At 60.0% G+C, this 25,421-nt stretch carries 21 protein-coding genes and 2 pseudogenes; 12 read left to right on the top strand and 11 right to left on the bottom strand.

Annotated features, from left to right (window positions below; translation table 11 throughout):
- Nucleotides 1–7: 7 nt before the first annotated feature.
- From NQ559_RS11755 to NQ559_RS11740, 4 genes and pseudogenes are all read right to left on the bottom strand, one after another.
- Entirely contained in the window at nt 8–2,443 is a 2,436-nt protein-coding gene (locus NQ559_RS11755) for an alpha-L-arabinofuranosidase family protein (protein WP_018696805.1), read from the bottom strand.
- Nucleotides 2,444–2,455: 12 nt separating this feature from the next.
- A pseudogene (locus NQ559_RS11750) lies at nt 2,456–3,790 on the bottom strand (sugar porter family MFS transporter); the annotation flags it as partial.
- Between the two features lie 28 nt (nt 3,791–3,818).
- Nucleotides 3,819–5,888, bottom strand: coding sequence for a pyruvate formate lyase family protein (locus NQ559_RS11745; RefSeq protein ID WP_018696803.1), 2,070 nt, complete (start codon nt 5,886–5,888; stop codon nt 3,819–3,821).
- Nucleotides 5,885–6,643, bottom strand: a complete 759-nt coding sequence (locus NQ559_RS11740) for a radical SAM protein (protein ID WP_154654057.1) — start codon at nt 6,641–6,643, stop codon at nt 5,885–5,887. Before NQ559_RS11740 ends, NQ559_RS11745 begins: the two co-directional genes overlap by 4 nt.
- 146 nt (nt 6,644–6,789) lie before the next feature.
- Between NQ559_RS11740 and NQ559_RS11735 the strand changes: the two genes are divergently transcribed.
- Nucleotides 6,790–7,767: a GntR family transcriptional regulator gene (locus NQ559_RS11735; RefSeq protein ID WP_018696801.1), complete on the top strand. Its 978-nt coding sequence runs from the start codon at nt 6,790–6,792 to the stop codon at nt 7,765–7,767.
- A 251-nt stretch (nt 7,768–8,018) separates the two neighbouring features.
- On the opposite strand, the gene NQ559_RS11730 is transcribed toward NQ559_RS11735, so the two are convergent.
- The 5 genes from NQ559_RS11730 to NQ559_RS11710 all read right to left on the bottom strand — a co-directional run bounded on the left by NQ559_RS11730 (nt 8,019) and on the right by NQ559_RS11710 (nt 12,109).
- Nucleotides 8,019–8,525 carry a hypothetical protein gene (locus NQ559_RS11730; RefSeq protein ID WP_026318548.1) on the bottom strand — a complete coding sequence of 169 codons (507 nt, stop codon included), beginning with the start codon at nt 8,523–8,525 and terminating at the stop codon, nt 8,019–8,021.
- A gap of 252 nt (nt 8,526–8,777) precedes the next feature.
- On the bottom strand, nt 8,778–10,274 hold the full coding sequence (locus NQ559_RS11725) for a potassium/proton antiporter (protein ID WP_026318547.1): 1,497 nt from the start codon (nt 10,272–10,274) through the stop codon (nt 8,778–8,780).
- Nucleotides 10,275–10,294: 20 nt separating this feature from the next.
- Nucleotides 10,295–10,798, bottom strand: coding sequence for a hypothetical protein (locus tag NQ559_RS11720; RefSeq protein ID WP_026318546.1), 504 nt, complete (start codon nt 10,796–10,798; stop codon nt 10,295–10,297).
- 57 nt (nt 10,799–10,855) lie between these two features.
- A complete protein-coding gene (locus tag NQ559_RS11715; protein WP_018696797.1) occupies nt 10,856–11,242 on the bottom strand; it encodes a hypothetical protein in 387 nt (128 codons plus the stop codon).
- A gap of 72 nt (nt 11,243–11,314) precedes the next feature.
- Complete coding sequence (locus NQ559_RS11710) at nt 11,315–12,109, bottom strand: TonB family protein (protein ID WP_018696796.1); 795 nt, start codon at nt 12,107–12,109, stop codon at nt 11,315–11,317.
- A gap of 168 nt (nt 12,110–12,277) precedes the next feature.
- On the opposite strand from NQ559_RS11710, the gene NQ559_RS11705 reads away from it, so the two are divergent.
- From NQ559_RS11705 to NQ559_RS11655, 11 genes and pseudogenes are all read left to right on the top strand, one after another.
- Nucleotides 12,278–13,675: a bifunctional UDP-3-O-[3-hydroxymyristoyl] N-acetylglucosamine deacetylase/3-hydroxyacyl-ACP dehydratase gene (locus NQ559_RS11705; RefSeq protein ID WP_018696795.1), complete on the top strand. Its 1,398-nt coding sequence runs from the start codon at nt 12,278–12,280 to the stop codon at nt 13,673–13,675.
- Nucleotides 13,676–13,678: 3 nt separating this feature from the next.
- A complete protein-coding gene (lpxA, locus tag NQ559_RS11700) occupies nt 13,679–14,473 on the top strand; it encodes an acyl-ACP--UDP-N-acetylglucosamine O-acyltransferase (protein WP_018696794.1) in 795 nt (264 codons plus the stop codon).
- A 125-nt stretch (nt 14,474–14,598) separates the two neighbouring features.
- Nucleotides 14,599–15,066 carry a ribosome assembly cofactor RimP gene (gene rimP / locus NQ559_RS11695; protein WP_018696793.1) on the top strand — a complete coding sequence of 156 codons (468 nt, stop codon included), beginning with the start codon at nt 14,599–14,601 and terminating at the stop codon, nt 15,064–15,066.
- An 84-nt stretch (nt 15,067–15,150) separates the two neighbouring features.
- The gene (gene nusA, locus NQ559_RS11690; protein ID WP_018696792.1) at nt 15,151–16,383 is read left to right on the top strand and encodes a transcription termination factor NusA; all 1,233 of its coding nucleotides are present in this window, start codon (nt 15,151–15,153) and stop codon (nt 16,381–16,383) included.
- Nucleotides 16,384–16,410: 27 nt separating this feature from the next.
- Entirely contained in the window at nt 16,411–19,362 is a 2,952-nt protein-coding gene (infB, locus tag NQ559_RS11685) for a translation initiation factor IF-2 (protein ID WP_018696791.1), read from the top strand.
- 7 nt (nt 19,363–19,369) lie between these two features.
- The gene (locus NQ559_RS11680; protein ID WP_018696790.1) at nt 19,370–20,026 is read left to right on the top strand and encodes a hypothetical protein; all 657 of its coding nucleotides are present in this window, start codon (nt 19,370–19,372) and stop codon (nt 20,024–20,026) included.
- 2 nt (nt 20,027–20,028) lie between these two features.
- On the top strand, nt 20,029–21,348 hold the full coding sequence (locus tag NQ559_RS11675) for an acetyl-CoA hydrolase/transferase family protein (protein ID WP_018696789.1): 1,320 nt from the start codon (nt 20,029–20,031) through the stop codon (nt 21,346–21,348).
- Nucleotides 21,349–21,427: 79 nt separating this feature from the next.
- Nucleotides 21,428–22,657 carry an alkaline phosphatase family protein gene (locus NQ559_RS11670; protein WP_018696788.1) on the top strand — a complete coding sequence of 410 codons (1,230 nt, stop codon included), beginning with the start codon at nt 21,428–21,430 and terminating at the stop codon, nt 22,655–22,657.
- Between the two features lie 28 nt (nt 22,658–22,685).
- A pseudogene (locus NQ559_RS11665) lies at nt 22,686–23,447 on the top strand (class I SAM-dependent methyltransferase); the annotation flags it as partial.
- 438 nt (nt 23,448–23,885) lie between these two features.
- Complete coding sequence (locus NQ559_RS11660; RefSeq protein ID WP_018696786.1) at nt 23,886–24,170, top strand: helix-turn-helix domain-containing protein; 285 nt, start codon at nt 23,886–23,888, stop codon at nt 24,168–24,170.
- 1 nt (nt 24,171) lies between these two features.
- Nucleotides 24,172–24,468, top strand: a complete 297-nt coding sequence (locus tag NQ559_RS11655; RefSeq protein ID WP_009598269.1) for a helix-turn-helix domain-containing protein — start codon at nt 24,172–24,174, stop codon at nt 24,466–24,468.
- 27 nt (nt 24,469–24,495) lie between these two features.
- Here NQ559_RS11655 and NQ559_RS11650 read toward each other — a convergent pair whose 3' ends face one another.
- Both NQ559_RS11650 and NQ559_RS11645 read right to left on the bottom strand, forming a co-directional pair.
- Nucleotides 24,496–24,885, bottom strand: coding sequence for a hypothetical protein (locus NQ559_RS11650; RefSeq protein WP_015546615.1), 390 nt, complete (start codon nt 24,883–24,885; stop codon nt 24,496–24,498).
- Between the two features lie 69 nt (nt 24,886–24,954).
- Entirely contained in the window at nt 24,955–25,272 is a 318-nt protein-coding gene (locus NQ559_RS11645; protein ID WP_018697505.1) for a DUF2958 domain-containing protein, read from the bottom strand.
- Nucleotides 25,273–25,421: the final 149 nt, after the last annotated feature.

Below are 25,421 nucleotides of genomic sequence, written 5' to 3'. Positions count from 1 at the left end.
TTCAGGGTTATTCATCCAGCACCACGATCGTATAGGAATAGGGCGCTATGTCGACAGTCTGCGCAGCCCGGGCCGGCAGTTCCCGCCCGACGGGGGCGATGCGGCGCGGCTCTTCGGGGGTGTTCACCGCGTCGAGGTCGCCCGAGAGCGAAACCATGCGGGCTTGGGAAACCTTCCCCATCCCGTCCACACGCAGGCCCACACGCAGCGGCTCGGCACCCGTATTGGCGATATGGAGCACGACGCTCCCCGCCTCGCGGCTGCGGGTTGCCGTCACGTCGAGCACCCCGTCGGCGCCCTCGACCCCGCAGCCGACCGTCAGGGGACGGTGGTGTGCCGCAGCCATCTGCTGCGCATAATAGGGGGGCATCCCCCACACCTGGGACGGGGTGAAGAAAACCTGCCCCTGATCCCAGCCGTTGTCGTTTTGCCGGTAGGGTTGCAGGGCATTGGCCGCGCAGGAGGTCAGCACGAAGTCGCCCATGCGGCGCACGGCGTTCTGAAGCGTGACGTGTCCCAGCACGCGCTGCATGTCGTGGCGGTTGCCGTTCTCCTCGAAGATGGCGCATTTCATCGTGGTGGAGGGGTTCCACCTGAGGAACAGCTCGCGCATACGGCGCAGTTCGGCCTCGACCTCCCGGCCGCTGGCGAGCTGGTCGGCCCACGGATGGTAGTCCCAATAGTCGGCTTTGCCGTCCAGGGCACGGAACGTCCGTTCCATGCTCGGCGAATCGGCACGCCACCACGCCGTGGAGATCAGTTTCACCGACGGGTCTTTACCCTTGATGGCGTCGTGCAGCAGGTTGAAGCGCTCGACATAGTGGTCGTATTCGTCGGCACGGTCGCCGTTGAAGAGCACCTCCTCGTTGCCGATGCCGATATATTTCACGCCGTAAGGCTCGGGGTGGCCGTTCTCGGCACGCCGGCGCCCCCACTCCGACGTCACCGGGCCGTTCAGGTACTCGATCATGTCGGCCATATCCTGGGGCGTCTCTTCGATATTGACCGCAAAGGCCGCCGTGAAGCCCGCCTTCTCGCAGAATTGCAGGAAATCCTCGATGCCGAAGCCGTTGGTCGACCAGCGGTACCAGTGCCCGTGGTAGGGCGGCCGCTTGTCACGGTCGCCGATCATCTTCTTGAAGCGGTAACCGGAAATGTTGATCATCGTACCGCCGTAACGCAGGAAGGTCAGCCCCTGGTCGACCATCGCCTGCCCGATGTCACCCCGCAGCGGCAGGCTGCGGAAGCGGTCTTCGCCCGTGGACATCAGCGTCACCTGATCGGCCTGCACCCTGCCGGGGCGGTCGAGGTAGAGGGCGAAGCGGGCATCCCCGTCCGCTGCGGCGGCAGTCAGTTCGAACGGAAATTTCTTCCAGGCCGCACCGATGCCCGTGATACGCTGCGAGGCATATTCCTTCGTGCCGTCGGCACTCTGCAACGCCACGACCACATCGCCCGACCCGCGCAGGTAGAGGCGCCCTTCGAACGTCTGCCCCTTGCGCACGGCAATGCCCCAGCGGTTCAGTCCGGCATTGGCGATGCCGACGGTTCCCGTCCCGGAGACGAATTCCACGCTCTGCGAGCATGCGCCGTTATAGGCGTCCCCCGCCTCGTGGCGGTAGGCAGCCACGGCACCGCCCGTCGAAAAGGCGTCCCACTGCCGGCTGACCTGCACGGCCGGCGTCGTGCGGAACACGAGTTTGCGCGACGCACCGTCGGCCGTAACCTTCACGTTGCGGAACCGTGCCTCGGAATTCCACGTACGCAGGGCGACCCTGCCCCTGGCCAGCACGGGATCGTCGTCCTCGGCACGGAGCACGCAAGCCCCGTTCAGGAAAACCTGCAACGTGCGGCCGTCGGTCTTGAATCCCAGCCTGTTCCATTGTGCGGGGTCGCACGACACGGCAGCATCGGCGATCGGCGTGAAATTGTTCTTATGCTTGCCCAGCACGACCTTACGGCCGTCGGCCGCAAGGCTTATCTCGTAGCCGTGGAAATTGTCGGCGCCGTTGCCCGGCTCCGAAACCCCGGCCAGCAGGCCGGCATTGTCGCCACCGCCGCCGCGGGTGAATTTCAGTTCGGTCTCGACCTCGCCCGCAGCCATCTCCAGCGGGTCATAGACCAGCTTGGCGCCCGCATGAGCGGCACAGAGCAGCTCGTCGCCGACAACCTGCCACTCCCCTTCGTAGGCCGAGCAGTCATCGAAAAGGGGGTTGGGCACGGGCTCCTCGAAACTCTCGCCGAAGATCCGCTGGTCGTAAAGGCCTCCGTAAATCTCGTGGTTGACGTCTTCGATGCAGGCCCCGTAAAGCCAGGGGGTGACGCTGCCCTCGACTTTCGACGCATCGACCGTGATCGTGGCGTCCGTTGCGCCGCCCGCACAGGCGGCGGCCATGGCGGCACACAAGGCCGCAAGGGGAATTTTTTTCAGGAAACGGTTCATATGTCCGGGTTTTTATTTTACCAGTTCTTTCTGTATCTGTTCGAGCGATTTGTCCTTGGTCTCGGGGAGCTTTATCGCAAAGATAAGGCTGCCGAGGGCAATAAGCGCGAAAAATCCGAAGATATAGGTGCCGCCGACCGAAAGGAAGACGGGGAAGAACCACGACAGCAGCGCCGACCACACCCAGTGGGTCATGCTGCCCAGCACCTGCCCCTTGGCACGCACCGAATTGGGAAAGACCTCGGAAATGACCACCCAGATCGTAGCGCCCAGCGACACGGCGAAAAAGGCGATGTAGCCCATCAGGCAGACAAGCATGTAGTAACCTTCGAAGCGTTCGAGCCAGAACCCGCGCGCCACGAGCACCAACGAGACGAACATCCCCACGGCACCTACGCCGATGAGCTTCTTCCGCCCCACCTTGTCGATGAGGAACATGCCCAGCATGGTGAACGTGAGGTTGGTGATGCCGATCATGATCGACTGCATCATCGCCCCCTCGCGGAAGACGCCCGACATCTCGAACAGGCGCGGCGCATAGTAGAGGATGGCGTTGATCCCCGTGAGCTGGTTGAACGTCGAGATGAGGAACGCCAGCAGGATGGGGATGAAATATTTTTTCCGGAAAAGCCGCTCGCCCGTATCGCCCGCCCCGGCGAGCGAGGCGCGGATCTCGGCCATTTCGGCTTCGACATTCTCGCGCGTGGTGCGTTCGAGTACACGGCGCGCCTCGGCGTCACGGCTGCGGATAAGCAGCCAGCGGGGGCTTTCGGGCACGGTCATCAGCAACAGGCCGAAGGCCAGTGCCGGGACGGCCTCGATGCCCAGCATCCACTGCCAGTCGTGGGGAATCCCCACGATCCAGTAATTGGTCAGGTAGGCGATGACGATGCCCAGCACGATGTTGAACTGGAAGAAGGCCACGAAACGCCCGCGCCAGTGCGACGGGGAGATCTCGGCGATATACATCGGCCCCACGACCGACGAGGCGCCGACGGCCAGCCCGCCCAGGAAGCGGAAGAACATGAACGAATACCAGTTGACGATCACGGCACTGCCCACGGCCGAGATCAGGTAGAGCCACGCGATCACTTTCAGCGAGCGCAGGCGCCCGTAGCGTTCGGCTGGGCCGCCGCAGACCAGGGCGCCGACGATGGTGCCGATAAGCGCCGTGGCGATCGTGAAGCCGTGCGCGAAGTCCGAGAGCGCATAGATCCCCTGGATCGCCTTTTCGGCACCGGAGATCACGGCCGTGTCGAAGCCGAACAAAAGGCCGCCGAGCGAAGCGACGAAGGCGACATAAAACATGAAGCCTTTAACGGATGTTTTCATATCAGGTCGGATTAGTTGGTTTTCAGTTTCGGTTCACGCCGGTTCAGAGGCCGAATTCGATCCGGTTGATCACATGGTTCTGGTAACATTCGTCCAGTTCGACGAAATAGCCGCTCCAGCCCCAGACGCGCACGATCAGGTTGCGGTGCCGCTCGGGATGCACCTTGGCGTCGAGCAGCTTTTCGCGGCTGACGGTATTGAGCTGCAACTGGTGGCCGCCCAGGGCGATGTAGGTCTTGACGAGCATTCCCAGTTTGCGGACGCTCTCCTCGTTGTTGAAGACCGACTGGTCGAACTCGAGGGTCAGCGGCCCGCCGTTGACCACATCCTCCAGACGCGGTTTGGTGAAGGATTTGATGACCGATACGGGCCCGCGCTGGTCGATGAACAGGCTCGGCGAATAGTTGGCGGGGATCATCTCCCCGGCACTACGGCCGTCGGGCGTGGCACCGAGGCCTGCGGCATGAAAAACATAGTACATGGCCGTACCGGTGCCGGCGCGGTAGATGCCGCCCCGCTCGTTGCGGCGCCCTTCGAGCGCACGTGCGAACGATGCGAGCAGGTCGCGCCCGATGGAATCGGCATAGTCGTCGTCCTGCCCCATCTTGGGAGCCTCCCGCCGCAGCAGGCGTTGTAATTCGGGTGCGCCGCGGAAGTCGTCCTCCAGCGCCGAGAGCAGCGTCGGGGCATCGAAACGGCGCTCCTCGAAGTAGAATTTGCGCAGCGCCGCCAGCGAGTCGGCCGCCGTGGCAATGCCCGTGCCGTGCAGGCCGTAGTTGTTGTAGCGCGAGCCGAGCGAAATGTCCTGCGCCCGTTCTATGGTGCCGTCCATCAACAGCGACATCATCGGTGCGGGGGCGATGTAGAGGTTGCGGTGCTTGCGGCAGATGGCGTCGGCCTTTTCGGCGATCTTCCGCTCTACACGGCCGTAGAAGGCCGCATAATCGGGGCATTGCTCCAGTTCGGGCAACACCTCGCGCACGCAGCCGATGAGCGACACGGCGTCGATGTTGGGGATGTCCATCGCATGGTTGGGGATGATGAACTCCCAGCAGGCGGCCACGACATAATTGCGGGCGTCCTGCTCCGAGTACCCTTTCTTCATGAGCCCCGGGACGATCACGTCGTCGTTGCTGTACTGCGGGAATCCCAGCCCCTTGCGGGTGAGCTGCGACCCCAGGAAGAAGATTTCGTCGGGCGTATCCGCGTCGACGCGGATGTTGATCTTGGGGTCGATCAGCTCCAGTTCGCAGCTGGCCCGCAGGCACATCTCCGAGAGGCGGTTGAAAAGGTAGTCGCCGTTTGCGGCGCGGCCGCCCAGCACCATGCTCTGGCCGTTGTCGCCCTGCTGCATACCGGGATAGAGGTCGCTGTCCTTGTTGCATGCGAGGAAGAACTCTTCCACCAGGTCGAACGCCTCCTCCTCGGTCAGCACGCCGCTGTCGATGTCATGGCGGAAATAGGGATACATGTACTGGTCGAAACGCCCCAGCGTATTGTGGTAATTGCCGGCCTCCCAGATCGCGAAATGGAGGATGCGCAGCAGTTGCAGCGCCTCGCGCAGCGACCGGGCGCCGCGCGTACGCACGGCCTCGAGCACTTGGGCCGTATCCGCCTGCCCCGCCTCGCGGGCATGGGCGGCGTAACGCCCCGTAAGCTCCTGCACGGCCTCGATGCAGAGCGCCACCGCCCCCAGGAAGATACGCTGTTCCTGGTCGAGCGAATCGTCCGCCAGGCGGGAAGCGATTTCGGCCTTCCGGGCATCGAGCCCGAGGCGGATGGTGGTTTCGTAGTCGGGCGATATGTTGCAGACCGTCCCGCGCTCGTGGATGTAGTGCGACGCCTTGATCCCGTCCCACTCCTGCGGGGTGAAGATTTCGGGCACTTCGGTAACGGTGCGGGTGAATACGATCTTCTCGCCCGGCAGGATCACGGGCTCTTCGGCACGCATCAGGGCGGCGAGCATCTCCGCCGAGCGCCTCACGGGCGGCATTCCGGCCGCTGCAAACCCGATATTGAGGTTGTCCAGCCCGAGCCGGGCCGGGGTACGGCGCAGGACATGGTGCTCTTTGCGGAGGATATAGCCGCGCAGGTTTTCGATTCTGGGATTCATTGTATGAGTGTTTTAAGATTGTAGTCGCTGAAAACGTCGTGGACACGGGGCTCCGCCCCGGTATCGAAACCGGGGGCATACGTCCGGCCGATCATGGCATACTTCGCCCCGGCGGTCTTGTGGTAGCGCAGGATCTCGACCCGCTCCAGCCCCGGGGCATCCTTAATCAGCAGGCAGGTCTGCAACATGTTCACCCGCGTATCGTTCACCCCGGGAATCAGCGGGATGCGGACGACGAACGGCCGACCCGAAGTGCACAGCCATGCCAGATTGCGCAGGATGGGGGCATTGTCCACCCCCGTCCAGCGGCGGTGCTGCACCGGGTCGGCGTGTTTCACGTCGAACAGCACCAGATCGGCGTGCCCCGCCACCCGGCGGAAAACATCCGGCGCGGCATAGCCGCTCGTCTCGACGGCCGTATGCACCCCCGCGGCCTGCAACGCGGCAAGCACCTCTGCCGCAAATGCGGCCTGCAGAAGCGGCTCGCCGCCCGTGAGCGTCACACCGCCGCGGTTCATGGCATATACCGCCTTGTTGCGCAGCAGTTTGCCGGCCAGCTCCCCCGAGCAGATCGCGTACCCGCACATCGTGCGGCCGTCGCGGCGATCCATATACTGCGGCTCGGGGGAAATGCCCTCGGGATTGTGGCACCAGGCACAGCGAAGCGGGCACCCTTTCAGGAAAACGGTGGTGCGGATACCCGGCCCGTCGTGTATGGCGAACTCCTCGATGCTGAAAACGATCCCTTTCTCCATTGCGCTGTACGATCTTTTGGGCAAATATAAATAAAATTTCGTCATACTGGTACGAACTGGTATGATTTTTTTTTATTTTTCGTACCGGTTCGTACCGATATTACCCGATTTTACGTATATTTGCACGACATTGCGTGTGCAAAGCCATGAAAAACAACGAATCGAAATACAAACAGGTCGTCAACTTCGTCATCGACGGCATCGCCGAAGGGAAGCTCCAGAAGGGGGACTGGATACCCTCGATCAACGAATTCCGCGAGAATTACCACCTCTCGCGCGACACGGTATTCGCCGGGCTGAGCGAACTCAAATCGCGCGGCATCATCGCCTCGACGCCCGGCGTGGGCTACTACATCGCCTCGGCGCGAATCCCCTCGGAACAGAATATTTTCCTGCTCTTCAACGAATTCAACGAATTCAAGGAAGACCTCTACAACTCGTTCATGGAGCACGTCGGCAAAGGCGTAAGCGTAGACCTCTATTTCCACAACTACAACCGCAGGGTCTTCGACGCGCTGGTAACCGACGCCAACGGCAAATACACCACCTATATCATCATGCCGGGCAAGTTCACCGGCATCGGGCCGCTGCTCGAAAGCCTCTCGGGGCGGGTGTTCCTGCTCGACCACTTCCACCCCGAACTGCTGGGCAGGTATTCGTCCGTGGCGCAAAACTTCGAAAAGGACACCTACGAGGCGCTCTGCCACGGGCTGCGGCATATCCGCAAATACGAACGGCTGCTGATGGTGCAGCACGAAAAAAAGGAGCCGCAGGAGCGCTACGACGGACTGGTGCGCTTCTGTGCGGAACACGGGTTCGGGCACGAATACCTCGCCTCGATCCGCGACCGCGAAATCCGCGAAGGCGACCTGTTCATCCTCGTCAGCGACCGCGACCTGGTGACGCTGCTCAAACAGGCCGAGCGGCAGCAGATGATGCCCGGCCGCGAATTCGGCATCATTTCGTACAACGACACGCCGCTCAAGGAGATCCTCGCGGGCGGGATCACCACCCTCTCGACCGACTTCCGCCAGATGGGGCTGACGCTGGCGCAGCTGATCTCCCAGAAAGGCATCCGCAACATCGAGAACCCCTGGATGCTCAACATCCGGCGCTCCCTGTAAAACGGCAGCGGGCTGCAATTCCGGGCACCCTGCGGGCGAAGCGGCGGACTGACGGGCTGACGGGCAAATGAGTCGGCGGACTGGCAGACCGATGAGCTGACGGGCTGGCAGACAGAAGGACTGATGAGTCGGCGGACTGGCAGACCGATGAACCGATGGGCTGATGGGCAGGCAGACTGCCAGCCGTGGGAAAAGGCTTGGGCACACGCCCGAAAAACAAACATCCCGCACATCATATGTCCGGGATGTTTTTATTTCTTTGCCCTGCGCAACTCTTTCGCCCTGCGCTGCGCCTCCTGCGCTTCGGCCCGCTGTTCCAGCACCTCCTTGCGGGATCGGAACTTTTCCCGCCCCGACAAGACCCGCTCTTCATAACGCCGCTGTCTGAGCCTTCCCAACCAGTCGGGCGCCAGCACGACCGAGACATACCCGATCGCCTGTCCCGCGCAGTAACACCCGACCTGCGCCCACAAATTCCCCTCGAACGCCCCGACGGGCAGCACCCGGTATTCCAGCCAGGGAAACAGGGCGAACATCACCAGCAGCATGGCTGCATCGAGCCGTTCGTTGCGCGACCACCCAAGCCTGCGCCACCCTAAGAGGATAGCCAGCAGGTTGATGCACAGCATGGAGGGAATAAGCATCCGGGGCGTAAGCAGCGACACCCCGGGACGGAACAGGATGACATAAAGGCCCGGCACAGCGGGCAAGACGAGCTGTGCGGCAAACAGCCCTATTTTCATTCGTTCGGTTTTCATAGAGATACGGAGATCGGGGCACCCTCCGATACGGCACATCGAATATAGGAAAAAATCCCGGACGGTGCAAATCGCCGTCCGGCTTTTCGTCCGGCAAAGCGAAACAAAATCCCGGCGAGCGAATCGCCGGGATCTGCCTGTGTCCGGCAGGCTCCAAGTCACCGGATACCGGACATATCTGTCCCTCTGGAAGGGATTTGCGGAACGGATCCTGAATTCCCGACGGAACAGGGAACCTCCTCCGCGGGAAGCCTACCCTAACTTCATGACATCGTCGATGCCCATGTCCTTATAGGTGGTTGCCAGCTCCTCGCTGCGGTCGGAAATGACCAGCAGCTTGTCGCCCAGCTTGAGTTCCGTCTTACCCTGCGGCACGAAATACTCGCCGTCGCGGCAGACCATCATCACCAGCGTATTCTCGGGGAGGGTGATGTCCTTGAGCGTATGCCCGCTTTCGAGCATCGTCTCGTTGACCTCGACCTCCGTAAGCGCCGACTTCATGTCCTGGTGCATGTCGACGCTGAAGGCCGACTCGCGCTCCTCATAGGCCAGCCCCAGAAGGTTGGCCATGCCGCTCACCGTAGTGCCCTGCACCAGCAGCGAAATGATCGTCCCCAGGAAAACCACGTTGAACAGCAGCCCGGCATTCTCCACATGCGCCATCAGCGGATAGATGGCGAAGAGGATAGGCACGGCGCCGCGCAACCCGACCCACGACACGTAAAGCCGCGCCTTGGTCGTAAACTTGCGGAACGGGAGCAGGCAGGTGAAGACCGTCAGCGGACGCGCCACAAGGATCATGAACGCCCCGACCAGCCCGCCGAGGATCAGCACCCGGGGTTCGAGCAGTTCGTTGCTGTTCACGAACAGGCCCAGCGTGAGGAACATCACGATCTGCATGAGCCACGTGAACCCGTCGAAGAAGACGGTCAGCGGCCGTTTCTGTTCGAGTTTATGGTTGCCGATAACCAGACCCGAAAGGTAGACGGCCAGGTAGCCGTTGCCCTTGATCAGGTCGGTGAAGGCGAACGAGAAGAAGATGAATGCCAGCAGGAGTACCGAGTAGAGCGAATGGTTGGCCAGTTTGATGCGGTTGATCGTCCATACGGCCAGCCGCCCGATCAGGTACCCGGACAGGGCGCCCACGACCATCTGCACCACGAAAAAGACTACGCTCATACCCAGGCCGACGCCGGACGAGGTATTCGACACGACGCTGATGAGCAGGATGGTCATCATGTATGCCATCGGGTCGTTCGAACCGCTCTCCAGCTCCAGCAGCGGGCGCAGGTTTTGCTTGAGCCCCTGTTTCTTGCTTCGCAGGATGGAGAAAACCGACGCCGAGTCGGTCGAGGACATCGTGGAGGCCAGCAGCAGCGCCAGCGCGAACGGTATTTCGATCCCCAGCCACGGAGCCACCAGCCACACGAAACCGGCCAGCACGAACGCCGTCATGACCACACCGACCGTAGCCAGTACGACGCCCGGGCCGATGATGGGTTTTATCTCCGAGAACTTCGTGTCCATACCGCCCGTGAAGAGGATAATACACAAGGCGATCATACCCACGAACTGGGTCATCTCGACCGAACGGTACGAGATGAAATTCAAACCGAACAACATGCCCACCCCGAGGAACAGCAACAGCGCGGGGGCCCCGAAACGATACGCGACCTTACCGGCCATCACCGCCACGAAGAGCAGCAATGCGCCTACCAATACTACATTTTCACCACTGATGTCTATCATTCTTCTCCGTTTATGTTACGTTATGCTTTATCTACTATGTTCAGCCTGGTCAGCGGCTTGTACTCCAGGTCGGCGTACTCGAACGCCTGCATGGCTGCAAAACTGTTGTCGGGCGTACGGTAGAGGGCCACCGTGAGCGCCGGGACATTCGCGCGTGCCAGCCCCAGCAGCCGGTCTACGGCGCCGTCCTCCACCGACTGCACCACATCGGCACGGACGCCCCGGTCGAAGTAGAGCTCCTCGAAAACGAGGTAGCAATGCTTGTCCTTGTGGAAGGGCACGCCCCCCGAGCCGAAGAGCTGGATCGCAGCCATGACCATCCCCGAGAGGATCAGCAGCCCGCCGATGAAAACGATCGCCGAACGCATGTTGTTCGTGAGCTCCGCCCCGTACATATTGTTCACTACCACCAACGCAACGCCGGCGATGAACAGCACGGCAGCGCGCAACTGGGACTTACGGCGTTTTACCACAACGCCCCCGGGCAAGGCGTACATCGCCTCGCAAATTTTATTCCTATCCATATCTTTTTCATTATTAATCGTTTGTATTTCCTTTGTAAACCGGTAAAATACAACACGCTAAATAATGAGCCGGCGCAGGCGGTAGACGTAGTAGTCTACGGCATGCAGGCCGACGGACAGGTCAGAAGATTTGAATTCCGAGGTTACTTTCACGACACCCGCCTCGAACCGGTTCGCCGCAAAACGGTCGGCGTTCTGGCCGGTTTCGGATCCGCCGCGTTGGGAAACGGGCACGACCGGGGCAGGAGATACTTCCCCCGCCACGCGGGACAAATTCAGGTCGGCATTGTACTCGCGCTCGCAACGCCATTGGTCATGGGAAGCGCGGTCGACCGAAATCGTGACGGCGGCATGCTCCGCAACGGACGCAGGAATCCCCCTGCCGCCCGTTTCGTAGAACAGGCAACACAGCAAGCCCGACAGTATGATCGCGATTTTACGCATGCCTGAATTTCGATCGGCAACAAAGATAAAAAAAATCCGGCAAACATCACGCCTCTGCGGGGCAAAAAGAACTTATTGGGGGATAAAAATATACGTAATCGTCCCTTGCTGGCGTGCCGGGGCGGAATCGTCGATGTTGAAACGCGACCTGCGGGCCGAACCGAGCGCCGAAGAGCGCATGCACTCGTCCCCGCCTTCAACCACCCGGGCGTTCGTCACGTCGCCCGCACGGTTGACCGTAATCTCGACCACCACTTCGCCGCCGCCTTCGCATTTGTAGGCCGGGACGGCCAAGTAGCGGGACGTCCGCACCGGGTCGGTCAGCGAAAAGGAAACCGTGACGCGCCCCTTGACCTTGCGATCCTGGTGCTCGGAATCCTCCCCGGCGCCGCGGCGCTGGCGGATGGCGCGCTCCTCGGCGAGCCCCTGTTCGTAAGCCTCGCGGTTGGCACGCATGCGCTCCTCGGCCGCAGCTGCGGCATCGTTGAGCGCCGCGGCATTGGTACCGCGGTCGTCCCTGAGCTTTTCGTTCAGCGCGTTTTCGTTCGAAACCTGGTTCTGGATGCTCCGCCAGTCGATCGGGTCTTTCTCCTGCCGTTCGCGCGCCAGCCGTTCCAGCCTGTCGCGCTCCTGTTCCAGCTCGGCCAGCGTCTGCAGGTCGATATACATCCCCTGGGTATGGGGCTTGCGGCCGACGACGATCTTCGACGAAACGAAGGCGATCATCAGCACCAGGTAGGCGATGAGTGTCACGCACAACCCGATGCGGTGGTCGTACGTCCACGAACCGGCATCCTGCTTCCGTTTCTCGAAAGGCAGGCGCAGGCGGGGGCGTTTGACTCGTTTTTCCGGTTCCGGCGTCGGCATGGCGTGTTTCCTGTTTTTTCCGCACAAAAATACTGTTTTTTTCCGAAATATCCACCCCCGCCCGCGGCGATGTCGCTATAAACCCTTACTTTTTATAATAACCGCATACGTACTTTTTATTAAGAAAAAATTTTTATCTTTGCGCGTAAATAATCGGAAACACTGCTTATGTCAACAAAACAACAAACGCTGAAGGCCCCGATCTCATTCTCCGGCAAGGGCCTCCATACGGGCGTCAAGGTAACCATGACCGTCAATCCCGCCGAAGTCGACACGGGGATCGTATTCCGCCGCACCGACATCGAAGGGCAACCCATAATCCCCGCACTCTGCGACTACGTCGTAGACACTTCGCGCGGCACGACCATCGAATCGGGCGGCCACCGCGTAAGCACCATCGAACACATCATGTCGGCGCTCTGGACGCTGGGCGTGGACAACGCCGTCATCGACATCGACGCCCCCGAGACCCCCATCATGGACGGTTCGGCCTGCGCCTATGCCAAGGCCATCACCGAAGCGGGCGTCGCCGACCAGGACGCCGAACGCAAATTCTACCACGTGACCGAAAAGATGGTCTATACGATCCCCGAGAAGGGCGTGGCCATCATCCTCTACCCCGACGACGAGTTTTCCGTCTCGGTACACGTGGACTACAACTCGAAGGTCATCGGCAACCAGTACGCCACCTTCAACCCGGGCGACAACTATGCCGAGAAAATCTCGCCCTGCCGCACATTCGTCTTCCTGCACGAACTGGAGCCGCTCATCAAGATGAACCTCATCAAGGGCGGCGACCTGGACAACGCCATCGTCGTGGTCGAAAACCCCGTCCCGGCCGACCAGCTGGAGCACCTGAAAAAGATCTTCGACAAGCCCGACATCGAGATCAAGGCGGGCTACCTCAATAACCTCGAACTGCGCTGCAACAACGAACTGGCGCGCCACAAGCTGCTCGACCTGCTGGGCGACTTCGCACTGCTGGGCGTCCGCATCAAGGGCCGCGTCTGGGCCACCCGCCCCGGGCATTTCGCCAACACCGAGTTCATGAAGCAACTCAAGCACACTATCCGCAAAGCCGGCGAGAAACCCCGTTTCCAGTACGACTGCCGCAAGCCGCCGCTCCACGACATCAACGACATCCGCCACATGCTGCCCCACCGCCCGCCGTTCCTGCTGGTAGACCGCATCTTCCACCGCGACGCGACGGACGTGGCCGGTATCAAGAACGTCACGATGAACGAACCCTTCTTCGTGGGGCATTTCCCCGAAGAGCCCGTCATGCCGGGCGTGCTGATCGTCGAAGCGATGGCGCAGTGCAGCGGCATCCTGGTGCTGGGCGACGTGCCCGATCCGGAGAACTACTCGACCTATTTCATGAAGATCGACGGCGTGAAATTCAAGCGCAAGGTCGTCCCCGGAGACACGCTCCAGTTCGAAATCCACCTCATGGAGCCTATCCGCCGCGGCGTGGCCGTCGTGGAGGCGAAGGCCTTCGTAGGCGAAACCCTCGCATGCGAAGCCGTCCTGATGGCCCAGGTCGTTAAAAACAAAAACAACAAGTAAGCGATGATCAGCAATCTGGCATACATCCATCCCGACGCCAAAATCGGGAACAATGTTACGGTGGAACCGTTCGCCTATATCGCCGGCGACGTCGTGATCGGCGACGACTGCTGGATCGGGCCCGGCGCCGTGATCCACGACGGGGCGCGCATCGGCAAAGGATGCAGGATACATACCGCAGCCTCCGTCTCCTGCCTGCCGCAGGATCTGAAATTCGCAGGCGAGGTCACGACGGCCGAGATCGGCGACTACAACGACATCCGCGAGTATGTGACCATCAGCCGCGGCACGGCATCGCGCGGCAAGACGGTCGTGGGCGACCACAACCTGCTCATGGCCTACGTCCACATCGCCCACGACGACGTGGTCGGCAGCAACTGCGTCATCGCCAACCGCGTGTCGCTGGCCGGCGAGGTCGAGATCGGCGACTGGGTGGTGATCGGCGGCCATGCCGCCATACACCAGTGGACGCGCATCGGCGACCACGCCATGATCCAGGGCGGGGCGCTGCTGGGGCAGGACGCCCCTCCGTTCGTCATCGTACGCAACGACACGATGCGCTTCGCGGGCATCAACAAGATCGGACTCTCGCGCCGCGGCTTCACCCCCGAGCGCATCGGCGAGATCCACGACGCCTGCCGCATCCTCTTCCAGAGCGGCCTGAACTACATGTCGGGGTGCGAGGAGGTCGAGAAGCAGGTCCCCCAAAGCAAGGAGCGCGACGAGCTGGTGAGGTTCATCCGCGAATCGAAGCGCGGCATCATCAAGCCCTACGAAAGCGTATCGAAAGAGGAGTAAAATTTCCGTATAAATATTGGTATATTAGAAATTTTCACTATATTTGCAATGTCGAAAGACAAAGCAAGTGGTAAGGGGACGGGGAGTCCCCTTATTTTATACATATTCACGACCGGTATTCAGCTATGATCGACACAAAAAAGATAATCGAGGCGGCGGAGCGCAACCTGCAGGGGACGGACATGTTCGTCGTGGGATGCACCTGCACGCCCGGCAACGACATCGAGCTGCTCATCGACAGCGACACCTCGGTGGCCATCGACGCCTGCGTCAGGCTCAGCCGCTCGATCGAGGAGGAATTGGATCGCGACGAGGAGGATTTCTCGCTGACGGTGGCTTCGGCCGGCATCGGGTCGGAGCTCAAAAGCCTGCGCCAGTACCACAAGCTGGTCGGCAACACGGTCGAGGTGCTGCTCACCTCGGGCATCAAGGTGCTGGCGAAACTCGACGCGGCCGATGACCAGGGCATCACCCTCTCCTACGAGGAGAAGCAGGCCGTCGAAGGCAAGAAACGCAAGCAACTGGTGACGGTGACGCGCCGCTACGGGTTCGGCGAAATCAAGTCCGCGCGGGAGTGGCTGGATTTCAAATAGACACTCGCGCCGGACAACCCCGGACAAACTGCGGGGAGCCGCAGGCAAAAACAAGCATAAACTGAAAACAAGATAAACGACACAATGGACAATCTCAATCTTATCAGCAACTTTGCCGAGTTCAAAGAGCTGAAGAACATCGACAAGAGCACGATGATCGGTGTGCTGGAGGACGTTTTCCGCCACGCACTGCAGAAACAGTACGAGACGGACGAGAATTTCGACGTCATCATCAACCCCGAGAAGGGCGACCTGGAAATCTGGCGTAACCGCACCGTCGTCGAGGACGGCGCCGTCGAGAATCCCAATACGCAGATCGCCGTGTCGGAGGTCAAGGCCATCGACCCGACCTACGAGATCGGCGACGAATATGCCGACGAGATCAAACTCGCCTCGTTCGGCCGCCGCGCCGTGTTGTCGCTGCGCCAGAACCTGGCATCGCGCATCCTCGACCTGGAGAAGGCCAGCCTCTACGAGAAATATTCGGAGAAGGTCGGCGAGATTGTCACCGGCGAAGTTTACCAGGTGTGGAAAAAGGAGGTGCTGATCCTCGACGACGAGGAGAACGAGCTGATCCTGCCCAAGGCGGAGCAGATTCCCAACGACTTCTACCGCAAGGGGGACACCATCAAGGCTATCGTCAAGTCGGTCGAGATGAACAATAACCAGCCGCGTATCATCCTTTCGCGCACGGCCAACCAGTTCCTCGAACGCCTCTTCGAACAGGAGGTTCCCGAGATCTTCGACGGGCTGATCACCATCAAGAAGATCGTCCGCATCCCGGGCGAACGCGCCAAAGTCGCCGTGGAGTCCTACGACGAGCGCATCGACCCGGTAGGCGCATGCGTCGGCATGAAGGGTTCGCGCATCTACTCGATCGTCAAGGAGCTGCGCAACGAGAACATCGACGTGGTGAACTACACGGCCAACCCGTCGCTGATGATCCAGCGCGCGCTGAACCCCGCCAAGATTTCGAGCATCACCATCGACGAGGAGAAGATGACCGCTTCGGTCTACCTCAAGCCCGACCAGGTGTCGCTGGCCATCGGCAAGGGCGGCCTGAACATCCGCCTCTCGAAGATGCTCACGGGGTATGACATCGACGTATACCGCGAGGTCGAAGAAGAGGACGTGGCCCTCACCGAATTCGCCGACGAGATCGACGGATGGATCATCGACGCCCTGAAGAACGTCGGCTGCGACACGGCCAAGAGCGTGCTGGAGCTGCCCGTAGAGGAGATCGCCGCGCGTGCCGACCTGGAGCTGGAACAGGCACAGAAGGTCGTCGAAATCCTGAAGGCCGAATTTGAAGAGTAACATAAGCAAGAAAGGAAAACACAAGATATGGGTAACGAAAGAAAATTAAGGCTCATTCAGGTTGCAAAGGAGTTCAAGGTGGGACTGAATACCATCACGGACTTCCTGCAGAAGAAGGGCATCAAGAGCGACGGGTCGCCCAATACGCTGGTCGACGCGGAGACCTATGCCGTTCTGGAGAAGGAGTTCGGGGCGAACCGCGCCGCAGGCAATGCACGCGAGTCGATCCGCGAGCGCATCTCCCTGAAGCAGACGACCATCACCCTCGAAGAGGCTAAGAAGCAGGAGCGCGAGGAGGAAAAAGAGGTGGTCATCAAAAGCAACGTAATCAGCGTCAAGGACGAAATCCAGCAGCCGAAGTTCCTCGGCAAGATCGACCTGTCGCCCAAACCCAAGGCTGCGCCGGCACCCGCCCCGAAGGCGGAAGCGGAAAAACCCGCCGCACAGCATCCTGCGGCCCCCGCAGCACCGGCACCTGCCCAGGCGCCCAAGGCTGCCGCACAGCCCGCACCGGCCATGCCTGCGGCCCCGGAAGCCCGGCCGTCGCAGGCAGCCCCTGCCACACCGGCAAGCCCCGCCGCACCCGCAACGCCAGTGCATGCGGCGCCTGCTGCTCAGGCTGCCCAGGCTGCGCCCGCTGAACCTGCGAAACCCGCCGCACCGGCCACGCCGGCACCCGCAGCGCAGGCTCCCGGGCAACCGGACGCCAAGCCCGCAGAAACCCCGGCACCCGCGCCGGAACCGGCCGCTCCCAAAGACAACATCTTCCGTCCGGAGACCGTGACCCTTACCGGGCCGCAGGTACTCGGCACGATGGACGTGTCGGGATTCGTGGCCGGCGGCAAGCACAAGCGCAAGCGCCTGCAAAAGGAAAAGGTCGACGTCAGCAAAGCCCCGAAGGGCAATGCGCAGGGCGGCGGCAACAAGCAGGGTGGACAAGGGGGCCAGGGCGGCCAGAACCGTCCCGGACAGGGCGGGCAAAACCGTCCCGGTGCCCAGAACCAGCCCAAACCGGGCGAAGGCCGTCGCAACAAAAACAAAGGCAAGGCCGCACCCAAGCCGATCGTACGCCCCGAAGTGAGCGACGAGGAGGTTTCGAAGCAGGTAAAGGACACCCTGGCACGCCTGACGGCCAAGGGTGCCAAAAGCAAGAGTGCCAAATACCGCAAGGATAAACGCGACGCCGTTGCCGAGCGTATGAACGAAGAGTTCGAACGCGAGGAACAGGAACGCTCGACCCTCAAAGTCACGGAGTTCGTGACCGTGAGCGAGTTGGCGACGATGATGAACGTGTCGCCCACGCAGGTCATCACGGCCTGCATGAACCTGGGACTGATGGTCTCCATCAACCAGCGCCTCGACGCCGAAGCGCTCGTCGTGGTCGCCGAGGAGTTCGGCTACAAGGTCGAATTCGTCTCGGTCGAGATCCAGGAGGCCATCAACGACGAGGGCGAAGACAAGGAGGAAGACCTCGTGCCCCGTCCGCCGATCGTCACGGTCATGGGACACGTCGACCACGGTAAGACCTCGCTGCTGGACAACATCCGCAAAACCAACGTCATCGAAGGCGAGGCCGGGGGTATCACGCAGCACATCGGTGCGTACAGTGTCGAGCTCAACGGCCAGAAGATCACGTTCCTCGATACGCCGGGCCACGAAGCCTTCACGGCCATGCGTGCCCGCGGTGCCGCCGTAACGGACGTCGCGATCATCATCGTGGCGGCCGACGACAGCGTCATGCCGCAGACGATCGAGGCCATCAACCATGCGCAGGCCGCAGGCGTGCCGATGGTCTTCGCCATCAACAAGATCGACAAGCCCAACGCCAACCCCGACCACATCAAGGAGCAGCTCTCGCAGATGAACTATCTGGTGGAGTCGTGGGGCGGTAAATACCAGGATCAGGAGGTTTCGGCCAAGAAGGGCCTTAACCTCGACAAACTGCTCGAAAAGGTGCTGCTCGAAGCCGAGATGCTCGACCTGAAGGCCAACCCCAACAAGAAGGCGCAGGGCACGGTCATCGAATCGACGCTCGACAAGGGCCGCGGGTACGTCTCGACGATCCTCGTGCAGAGCGGTACGCTCCACGTGGGCGACGTGATCCTGTCGGGCACCTACACGGGCCGCGTGAAGGCCATGTTCAACGAGAACGGCAAGAAGGTCGATTCCGCCGGCCCCTCGACGCCGGTACAGGTGCTGGGACTGAACGGCGCACCGCAGGCCGGCGATACGTTCAACGTGATGGAGGACGACCGCTCGGCACGCGAAATCGCCAACAAACGCGAGCAGTTGCAGCGCATGCAGGGCATCATGACCCAGAAGCACGTGACGCTCGACGAAATCGGCCGCCGTATCGCCATCGGATCGTTCAAGGAGCTCAACATCATCGTCAAGGGCGACGTGGACGGCTCGATCGAGGCCATGTCGGGCTCGCTCATCAAGCTCTCGAAGGAGACCGTGCAGGTCAACGTCATCCACGCCGCCGTGGGACAGATCTCGGAGTCGGACGTGCTGCTGGCCGCCGCTTCGAACGCCATCATCGTCGGCTTCCAGGTACGCCCGTCGGCCTCGGCGCGCAAGCTGGCCGAGAAGGAGGAGATCGAAATCCGCCTCTACTCGATCATCTACGACGCGATCAACGACATCAAGGATGCCATCGAGGGCATGCTCGAGCCCGTGATGAAGGAGGAGATCGTCGCTTCGGTCGAGGTACTGGAGATCTTCAAGATATCGAAGGTCGGCACCGTGGCCGGCTGTATCGTCCGCGAAGGCAAGCTCCAGCGCAACACCCCGATCCGCGTCATCCGCGACGGTATCGTGATCTACACCGGCAAGCTGGGTTCGCTCAAGCGCTTCAAGGACGACGTCAAGGAGGTTACGGCCGGCCAGGACTGCGGCCTGAACATCGAATCGTTCAACGATATCCGTGTCGGCGACATCGTCGAGGGATACGAACAGGTCGAGGTGAAACGCAAATAGCAACGCCATGCTGAAACGTCTGACCGTTTTGCTGTTGTCGCTCTGCACGCTGTGCGGAGCGGCATCGGCCATGCAACCCGGGGAGGGTACCACCGCAAAGGAACAGAAGGCGCTGCAAAAAGCCCAGAAAAAGAAACTCCGCCGGGAAGCGCGGCATTTCGAATCCCTGCGCAATGAAGCCATCGAGAAATTCGCTCGCGGGCACCAGCCCTCGGAGATCAGCACCCCCTCGTTCGTAAACGACTTCTGCATTTCGAACGTCATCTGCGCCGGGGACAACATCACGGGCAACGTGATGCTGCGTTTCGACATCACACCCCTCTACGGGGGGTTCCGCCTCTATATGGGCGGCGAGCGCAACGGCACGGCCGCCTTTGCCAAAGGCGCGGCCTATCCTTCGTCCGACCACTACGGCCGGGTCTACACGATGCGCGGAGGACACCCCGAACACGTCGTCGTCATGTTCTACAACATTGCCCCGGGTATCGACACGCTCGATCGCGTGGACATCAGCATGGGCCTTGCCCTGAATACGCTGAACATCATCACGATGCGTAACGTACCGATTTTCTGGACTTACACGGACAAGGCCATCAGGAACTTTGTCCGCGAAAAATCGGCGAAAGGAAACGCTAACCAAAACCAAAATACAAACTTAAAGTAAAAATGACTACCCAGATCAAATTTACGACCGCCGAAGAGGCCGTCAAGGTTATCAAATCGGGCGACCACATCCACCTGAGCTCCGTGGCTTCAGCCCCCCAATGCCTGATCAACGCCATGTGCGCACGCGGCGAGGCCGGCGAACTGAAGGATGTCCACATCCACCACCTGCACACCGAAGGCCCGGCACCCTATGCCGACGAGAAGTTCGAAGGCGTATTCCAGCTCGATTCGTTCTTCGTGGGCGGCAACGTCCGCAAAGTCACCCAGAGCGGCTATGCCGACTATATTCCGATTTTCCTGAGCGAGACGCAGCGCCTCTACCGCTGCGGCGCAGTACCCTGCAATGTGGCGATGATCCAAGTGTCGACGCCCGACAAGCACGGCTTCGTATCGCTCGGCACGTCGGTCGACGCAACGCTGGCCGCCGTGGAGACCGCCGAGCACGTGATCGCCGTCGTAAATAAATATGTCCCCCGCGCATTCGGGCAGGCCATGATCCACTCGTCGAAGATCGACATCTTCGTACAGGATGACAAACCGCTGATGGAGGCGCACTTCACGCAGCCGAACGCCACCGAAGAAGCCATCGGCAAACACTGCGCCGCCCTGATCGAGGACGGTGCGACGCTCCAGATGGGCATCGGCGCCATCCCGAACGCCGTACTGGCGCAGCTGGGCAACCACAAGAACCTGGGTATCCACACCGAAATGTTCGCCGACGGCGTACTCCCGCTCGTGGAGAGCGGCGTCATCAACGGCGAAGCCAAGAACATCGACAAGGGTAAGATGGTATCGACGTTCCTGATGGGTTCGCAGCGCGTCTACGACTTCATCGACGACAACCCCGCCGTGCTGATGATGGACGTGGGCTACACGAACGACCCCTATATCATTTCGAAAAACGACCGCGTGACGGCCATCAATTCGGCGCTGCAGGTCGACATTACCGGCCAGGTATGCGCCGACTCGCTGGGCACGAAGTTCTATTCGGGCGTCGGCGGCCAGATCGACTTCGTATACGGCGCATCGCTGTCGAAGGGTGGCAAGGCCATCATCGCCATGCCTTCGGTGACCAACAAGGGCATCTCGAAGATCGCCCCCGTACTGTCGCCCGGCGCAGGCGTCGTCACGACGCGCAACCACATCCACTGGTTCGTAACCGAGCACGGGGCGGTAGACCTCTACGGCAAGACGCTGCAGGAGCGCGCCCGCCTGATCATCTCCGTAGCCGACCCGTCGGCACAGGAGGAACTCGACCGTGCCGCCTTCGAGCGTTTCGGCCCGCACCACCACTATGTGAAAGGTTACATGAAAAAGTAATTTTTTTCACATCCGCGAGGCGCCCACTGCAATAGTGGGCGCTTTTTTTGTATCTTTACTCAAACAAAAACGCCCGCACATGAAAAAATATACGTTTTTCCTGCTGCTCATCCTCCTGACAGGCTGCGCCGCGTCCCGCAAGGCCCATGTCAGCGCAACACCCGACGGAAAACAATACGTCGTAATCCTTTCGATGGACGCCTTCCGCTGGGATCTGGCCGGCCGCAGCCATACGCCGACACTCGACTCGCTCGCCCGGGCGGGAACCTATGCCGAAATATATCCGGTCTACCCCTCCAACACCTTCCCGAGCCATTACGCCATGGCCACGGGACTGCATCCCGACCACCACGGGGTCGTGAACAACAATTTCTACGACCGGAAGGCCGGGCGCAAGCTCTCCGTGTTCGACGCGGAGGATGTCCGCCTGCCGGGGTTCTGGAGCGGCGAACCGATCTGGAACACGGCGGAAAGACAGGGCCTCACGGCCAACATCTTCATGTGGCCGGGCAGCGAAGTCCCGATCGACGGACGCCAGGCGACCGTCTGGACTCCCTATTCGTCGAAACCGACCTACTACGAACGCGCCGACTGGGTGATCGACGCCATGACGCGCCCCGAAGCCGAGATCCCGGAGCTGGTGATGTGGTATTTCGAGGAACCCGACGCCACGATGCACACCTACGGCCCCGAGTCGCCCCAGGCAGTCGCCCAGGCCGAACACATCGACTCCGTCCTCCGTTATTTTTTCCGTGAGATCCGGCGTTCGCCCGTCTTCGAGCGTATCAATTTCATCGTCACGGCCGACCATGGCATGGCCGCGCTTTCGCCGGAGCGCTACATCAACCTCATGCCGCTGCTCGACACTACGCAGGTCATACGCACCGTGCCGGGCACCCCGTTCGGGCTGGAGGTGAAAGAGGAGTACGCCGACACGGCGCTTAGGATACTCCGCAGGACGGGGCACATGAAGGCATGGCGGCGCGAGCAGATGCCCCGGCGTTTTCATTACGGCACCCACCCCACCCGCCTGACGAACATCATCGTCATCCCCGAGACCGGATGGACGCTCGACTACGCGGCCGAAGCACGCCCCGTACGCAAACGCGGCACGCACGGCTTCGACAACCGGGATCGCGACATGCACATGGTCTTCTACGCCTCGGGGCCCGCGTTCCGCAAGGGCTACCGGCAGGGCTCGTTCCAGAACCAGAACATGTACCTCATCCTGTGCAGGCTGCTGGGCATCGAGCCTGCGCCCAACGACGGAGAGTGGAAAGAAATAAAGCGGATGTTTCGTGATAAATGATAATAAATCTCTATATTTATGACAGCCAATGAAAGTAAGCACACCTAAGAGCAGACAAGACCTGCATATTAAAAGACACGACCGGGTACTCGAAGTTGGGCCCGGCAATCGTCCTACGTTCCGAGCGGACGTACTCGTGGAGAAGTTCCTCGGCGACGACACCCACCGCTGCGGCGGCCTGCGTATATTCCCCCACCAGCAGCTGGTCAATGCAGCGGCCGAAGCCCTGCCTTTTGCAGACAAGGAATTCGACTACGTAATCTGCAACCAGGTGCTCGAACACAGCGACGACCCGGCACAGTTCCTGCGCGAAGTAACGCGGGTCGGTAAAGCCGGCTATATCGAAACCCCGAGCCTGCTCGGAGAATGGCTTTTCCCAAAAAAATCGCACCGGTGGGTTGTGCTCAACATCGGCGACAAACTGGTTCTCTACGACAAACAGCGCGTACCCGGCAACTATGCCAACGATTACGGAGAACTGTTCCTGAACTACCTGCCCTACCAGTCGCTCCCCTACAAACTGCTTCCCTTCACCGAAGGGGAACTGATGCACGTGCGCTACGAGTGGAAAGACGGCATAGACTTCCTGATAAATCCCACGGACGAATATTACAGCAAGTTCTTCCTCAGGAAATGGGATCGTGAAATGGTCTGCACACTCTTCCCTCCCCGCGGATTCGTGACGGAACTGAGACGCACGCTCCGCGCCGCCGCCCACGTCATAGGCGACAAACTGCGCCGGTCACAGGAACGCAGTTCCCTCTCGCTGGAAGAATACAAAGCCCTCCATCCCGGGGATTTTAAATACCCGGGGGGGGGAAACCCGCCCGTCACAGGGATACCCGGGCATATAAGTGATATTAGCTACGAAAAACATCCGCTAATCCCGGATGGTTTCCGAGGATTTACAAAACAATGCTGTAACCTAATAAGTTACGGCGTTGTTTTTTTATGAGGTAATGATTTAGAAACGCAAGTCTTGAATAAACTTACATCGAGGTTCATCCTGTCAAACAACTCTATACAAATATAGTGAATATCTGATAAAAAAGCAAATAGAATTTTTATCTCTCTATTTTCCGATTTATGGCGTACATCAGCGTCACCGCCGATCATTTTTTCCTTTGAGCGGACTGGATCGGTCTGGAGCGGACATGGGGATCGTTTTCTGAAGGCTTGGATTATCTTGCACATCCTTAACGCAGAAATCACCTAAACCCTCAGCATTATGGATTGCGTCCTTATGGAAACGAGCGCCTATAAAGAGTTGCAGGCGCACCTTCAACGTCTTCTGGAGCGAGTGTCTGCGCTCCATTCCCTCTCCGCCCAACCGACAACTGTCCGGTGGCTTACGGCCGAGGAGGTCTGCAAGGCCTTGAGCATCACCAAGCGGGCCTTGCAATACTACCGCTCCGCCGGCATTATCCCTTATACAGCATTAGGGAATAAAGTACTGTTCCGGGACGACGACATCCGGCATCTCCTGGAAAAGAATCTGATAAAAAGCCTGTAGCATGCCCGAAGAGATCATCACCCGCGACAGCGCCGCGTTCAAGGAACTGTACCGCGACATCGTCAAAGCCATCCGGGCTGTCGATATTCTGATCGACACGCACCGCCCGACCATCGGAAATGAACTGTACCTGACCAGTGAGGAGATTTGCAGCATCTTCAGCATCTCGAAACGCTCCTTGCAGAATTACCGGGACAACCGCCAAATCCCTTATACTACTCTTGGTGGAAAGATTCTTTATCCACAGTCCTCGCTTTATAAACTGCTGGAACAGCATTATATGAAAGCGCAGCGCTGATGTAGCCTGTATAAGGGGAAGATCAAATCACTCTTCCCCTCCTTTTTTGGACGTATAACTGATATAGTTGCTCGGATGGATCACGCATATCTGCCCATCCGGTGTCCCGAAATCAATGAGGATCGGATATTTGTAAAGCGGAAGATAGTATTTCTTTCCGAAGGACTTGCGGATTGCCTCCGCAGCCAGCAGGATTCCCGATTCGGCCGTTATGGGACGATCGTATCCGGGATATAGTCGCATGATCTCCATGCGGCATTTATTGATGTCGTCGAGCGTAAAGACCTCTCCGCGGATGATGCGCAGCAGACGCAAGGTAAGTTCGTATTCGCGGGACAGATTTCGACGTTGGTCGTCGTTTGTAGCTTCCTCCAACTCTTTCTTCAACCGTTCGGCTTTTTCTTCGAATGTGGCCATATTTATAGTTCTTTTTGTGTAATGATTCTGTTGTCGGCAAGGGGCAGTAAAATTCCGAGGCCTTTGCCGTCATTCATCCTGCGGCAGAAAATCCCGGACGTATTTCCTGGCCGTGTAAATGTCGCGTTCGATGATCAGTCCGAACGGCAGACGAAGGGATGCCAGCTCGGAGAGCATCAGGCAGCCCCACTCCCATTCGTGGATATGACAATAACCGAACAGGCGCCAGTCGTCGCCTTCGCGTTCGGCTTCGGTGATGAGCCATGTGCCCGAGCCGCAGGGGTTGAAATACTTGACGAGGACTTCGGCATCCATTCCTTTCCCATCCTGTGAGTGGATAGGATGTTTCTCGAATTTCGAGATGATCTGTTTTGTGAGCAGTGTCATAGAGAATAAAATTTCAGACTGCCCGGAACGCCCGGACAGCAAGAGCCGAATAGCCGCCGTAAGCGACAAAGACAAGGCATTGCCTTGACGTGTCGCTTACGGCGGCTATTTTGCTGGACGGGTCGGCGTAAGATATATGGTGATTCAAT

Source organism: Alistipes onderdonkii, assembly GCF_025145285.1.
In the GTDB taxonomy this organism is placed as follows: Bacteria; Bacteroidota; Bacteroidia; order Bacteroidales; family Rikenellaceae; genus Alistipes; species Alistipes onderdonkii.
Note: the sequence above shows the minus strand (reverse complement) of the source record. Positions and strands in the feature narration are given on the sequence as shown.

Excerpts from the sequence above, each read along its gene's own strand:
- NQ559_RS11705 (WP_018696795.1), top strand. The coding sequence starts at position 12,278 with ATGTCAACAAAACAACAAACGCTGAAGGCCCCGATCTCATTCTCCGGC.
- NQ559_RS11650 (WP_015546615.1), bottom strand. The coding sequence starts at position 24,885 with ATGGCCACATTCGAAGAAAAAGCCGAACGGTTGAAGAAAGAGTTGGAG.
- NQ559_RS11735 (WP_018696801.1), top strand. The coding sequence starts at position 6,790 with ATGAAAAACAACGAATCGAAATACAAACAGGTCGTCAACTTCGTCATC.
- lpxA (WP_018696794.1), top strand. The coding sequence starts at position 13,679 with ATGATCAGCAATCTGGCATACATCCATCCCGACGCCAAAATCGGGAAC.
- infB (WP_018696791.1), top strand. The coding sequence starts at position 16,411 with ATGGGTAACGAAAGAAAATTAAGGCTCATTCAGGTTGCAAAGGAGTTC.
- NQ559_RS11655 (WP_009598269.1), top strand. The coding sequence starts at position 24,172 with ATGCCCGAAGAGATCATCACCCGCGACAGCGCCGCGTTCAAGGAACTG.
- NQ559_RS11660 (WP_018696786.1), top strand. The coding sequence starts at position 23,886 with ATGGATTGCGTCCTTATGGAAACGAGCGCCTATAAAGAGTTGCAGGCG.
- NQ559_RS11715 (WP_018696797.1), bottom strand. The coding sequence starts at position 11,242 with ATGCGTAAAATCGCGATCATACTGTCGGGCTTGCTGTGTTGCCTGTTC.
- NQ559_RS11710 (WP_018696796.1), bottom strand. The coding sequence starts at position 12,109 with ATGCCGACGCCGGAACCGGAAAAACGAGTCAAACGCCCCCGCCTGCGC.
- NQ559_RS11675 (WP_018696789.1), top strand. The coding sequence starts at position 20,029 with ATGACTACCCAGATCAAATTTACGACCGCCGAAGAGGCCGTCAAGGTT.
- nusA (WP_018696792.1), top strand. The coding sequence starts at position 15,151 with ATGGACAATCTCAATCTTATCAGCAACTTTGCCGAGTTCAAAGAGCTG.
- NQ559_RS11725 (WP_026318547.1), bottom strand. The coding sequence starts at position 10,274 with ATGATAGACATCAGTGGTGAAAATGTAGTATTGGTAGGCGCATTGCTG.
- NQ559_RS11720 (WP_026318546.1), bottom strand. The coding sequence starts at position 10,798 with ATGGATAGGAATAAAATTTGCGAGGCGATGTACGCCTTGCCCGGGGGC.
- NQ559_RS11680 (WP_018696790.1), top strand. The coding sequence starts at position 19,370 with ATGCTGAAACGTCTGACCGTTTTGCTGTTGTCGCTCTGCACGCTGTGC.
- rimP (WP_018696793.1), top strand. The coding sequence starts at position 14,599 with ATGATCGACACAAAAAAGATAATCGAGGCGGCGGAGCGCAACCTGCAG.
- NQ559_RS11755 (WP_018696805.1), bottom strand. The coding sequence starts at position 2,443 with ATGAACCGTTTCCTGAAAAAAATTCCCCTTGCGGCCTTGTGTGCCGCC.
- NQ559_RS11670 (WP_018696788.1), top strand. The coding sequence starts at position 21,428 with ATGAAAAAATATACGTTTTTCCTGCTGCTCATCCTCCTGACAGGCTGC.
- NQ559_RS11745 (WP_018696803.1), bottom strand. The coding sequence starts at position 5,888 with ATGAATCCCAGAATCGAAAACCTGCGCGGCTATATCCTCCGCAAAGAG.
- NQ559_RS11740 (WP_154654057.1), bottom strand. The coding sequence starts at position 6,643 with ATGGAGAAAGGGATCGTTTTCAGCATCGAGGAGTTCGCCATACACGAC.
- NQ559_RS11645 (WP_018697505.1), bottom strand. The coding sequence starts at position 25,272 with ATGACACTGCTCACAAAACAGATCATCTCGAAATTCGAGAAACATCCT.
- NQ559_RS11730 (WP_026318548.1), bottom strand. The coding sequence starts at position 8,525 with ATGAAAACCGAACGAATGAAAATAGGGCTGTTTGCCGCACAGCTCGTC.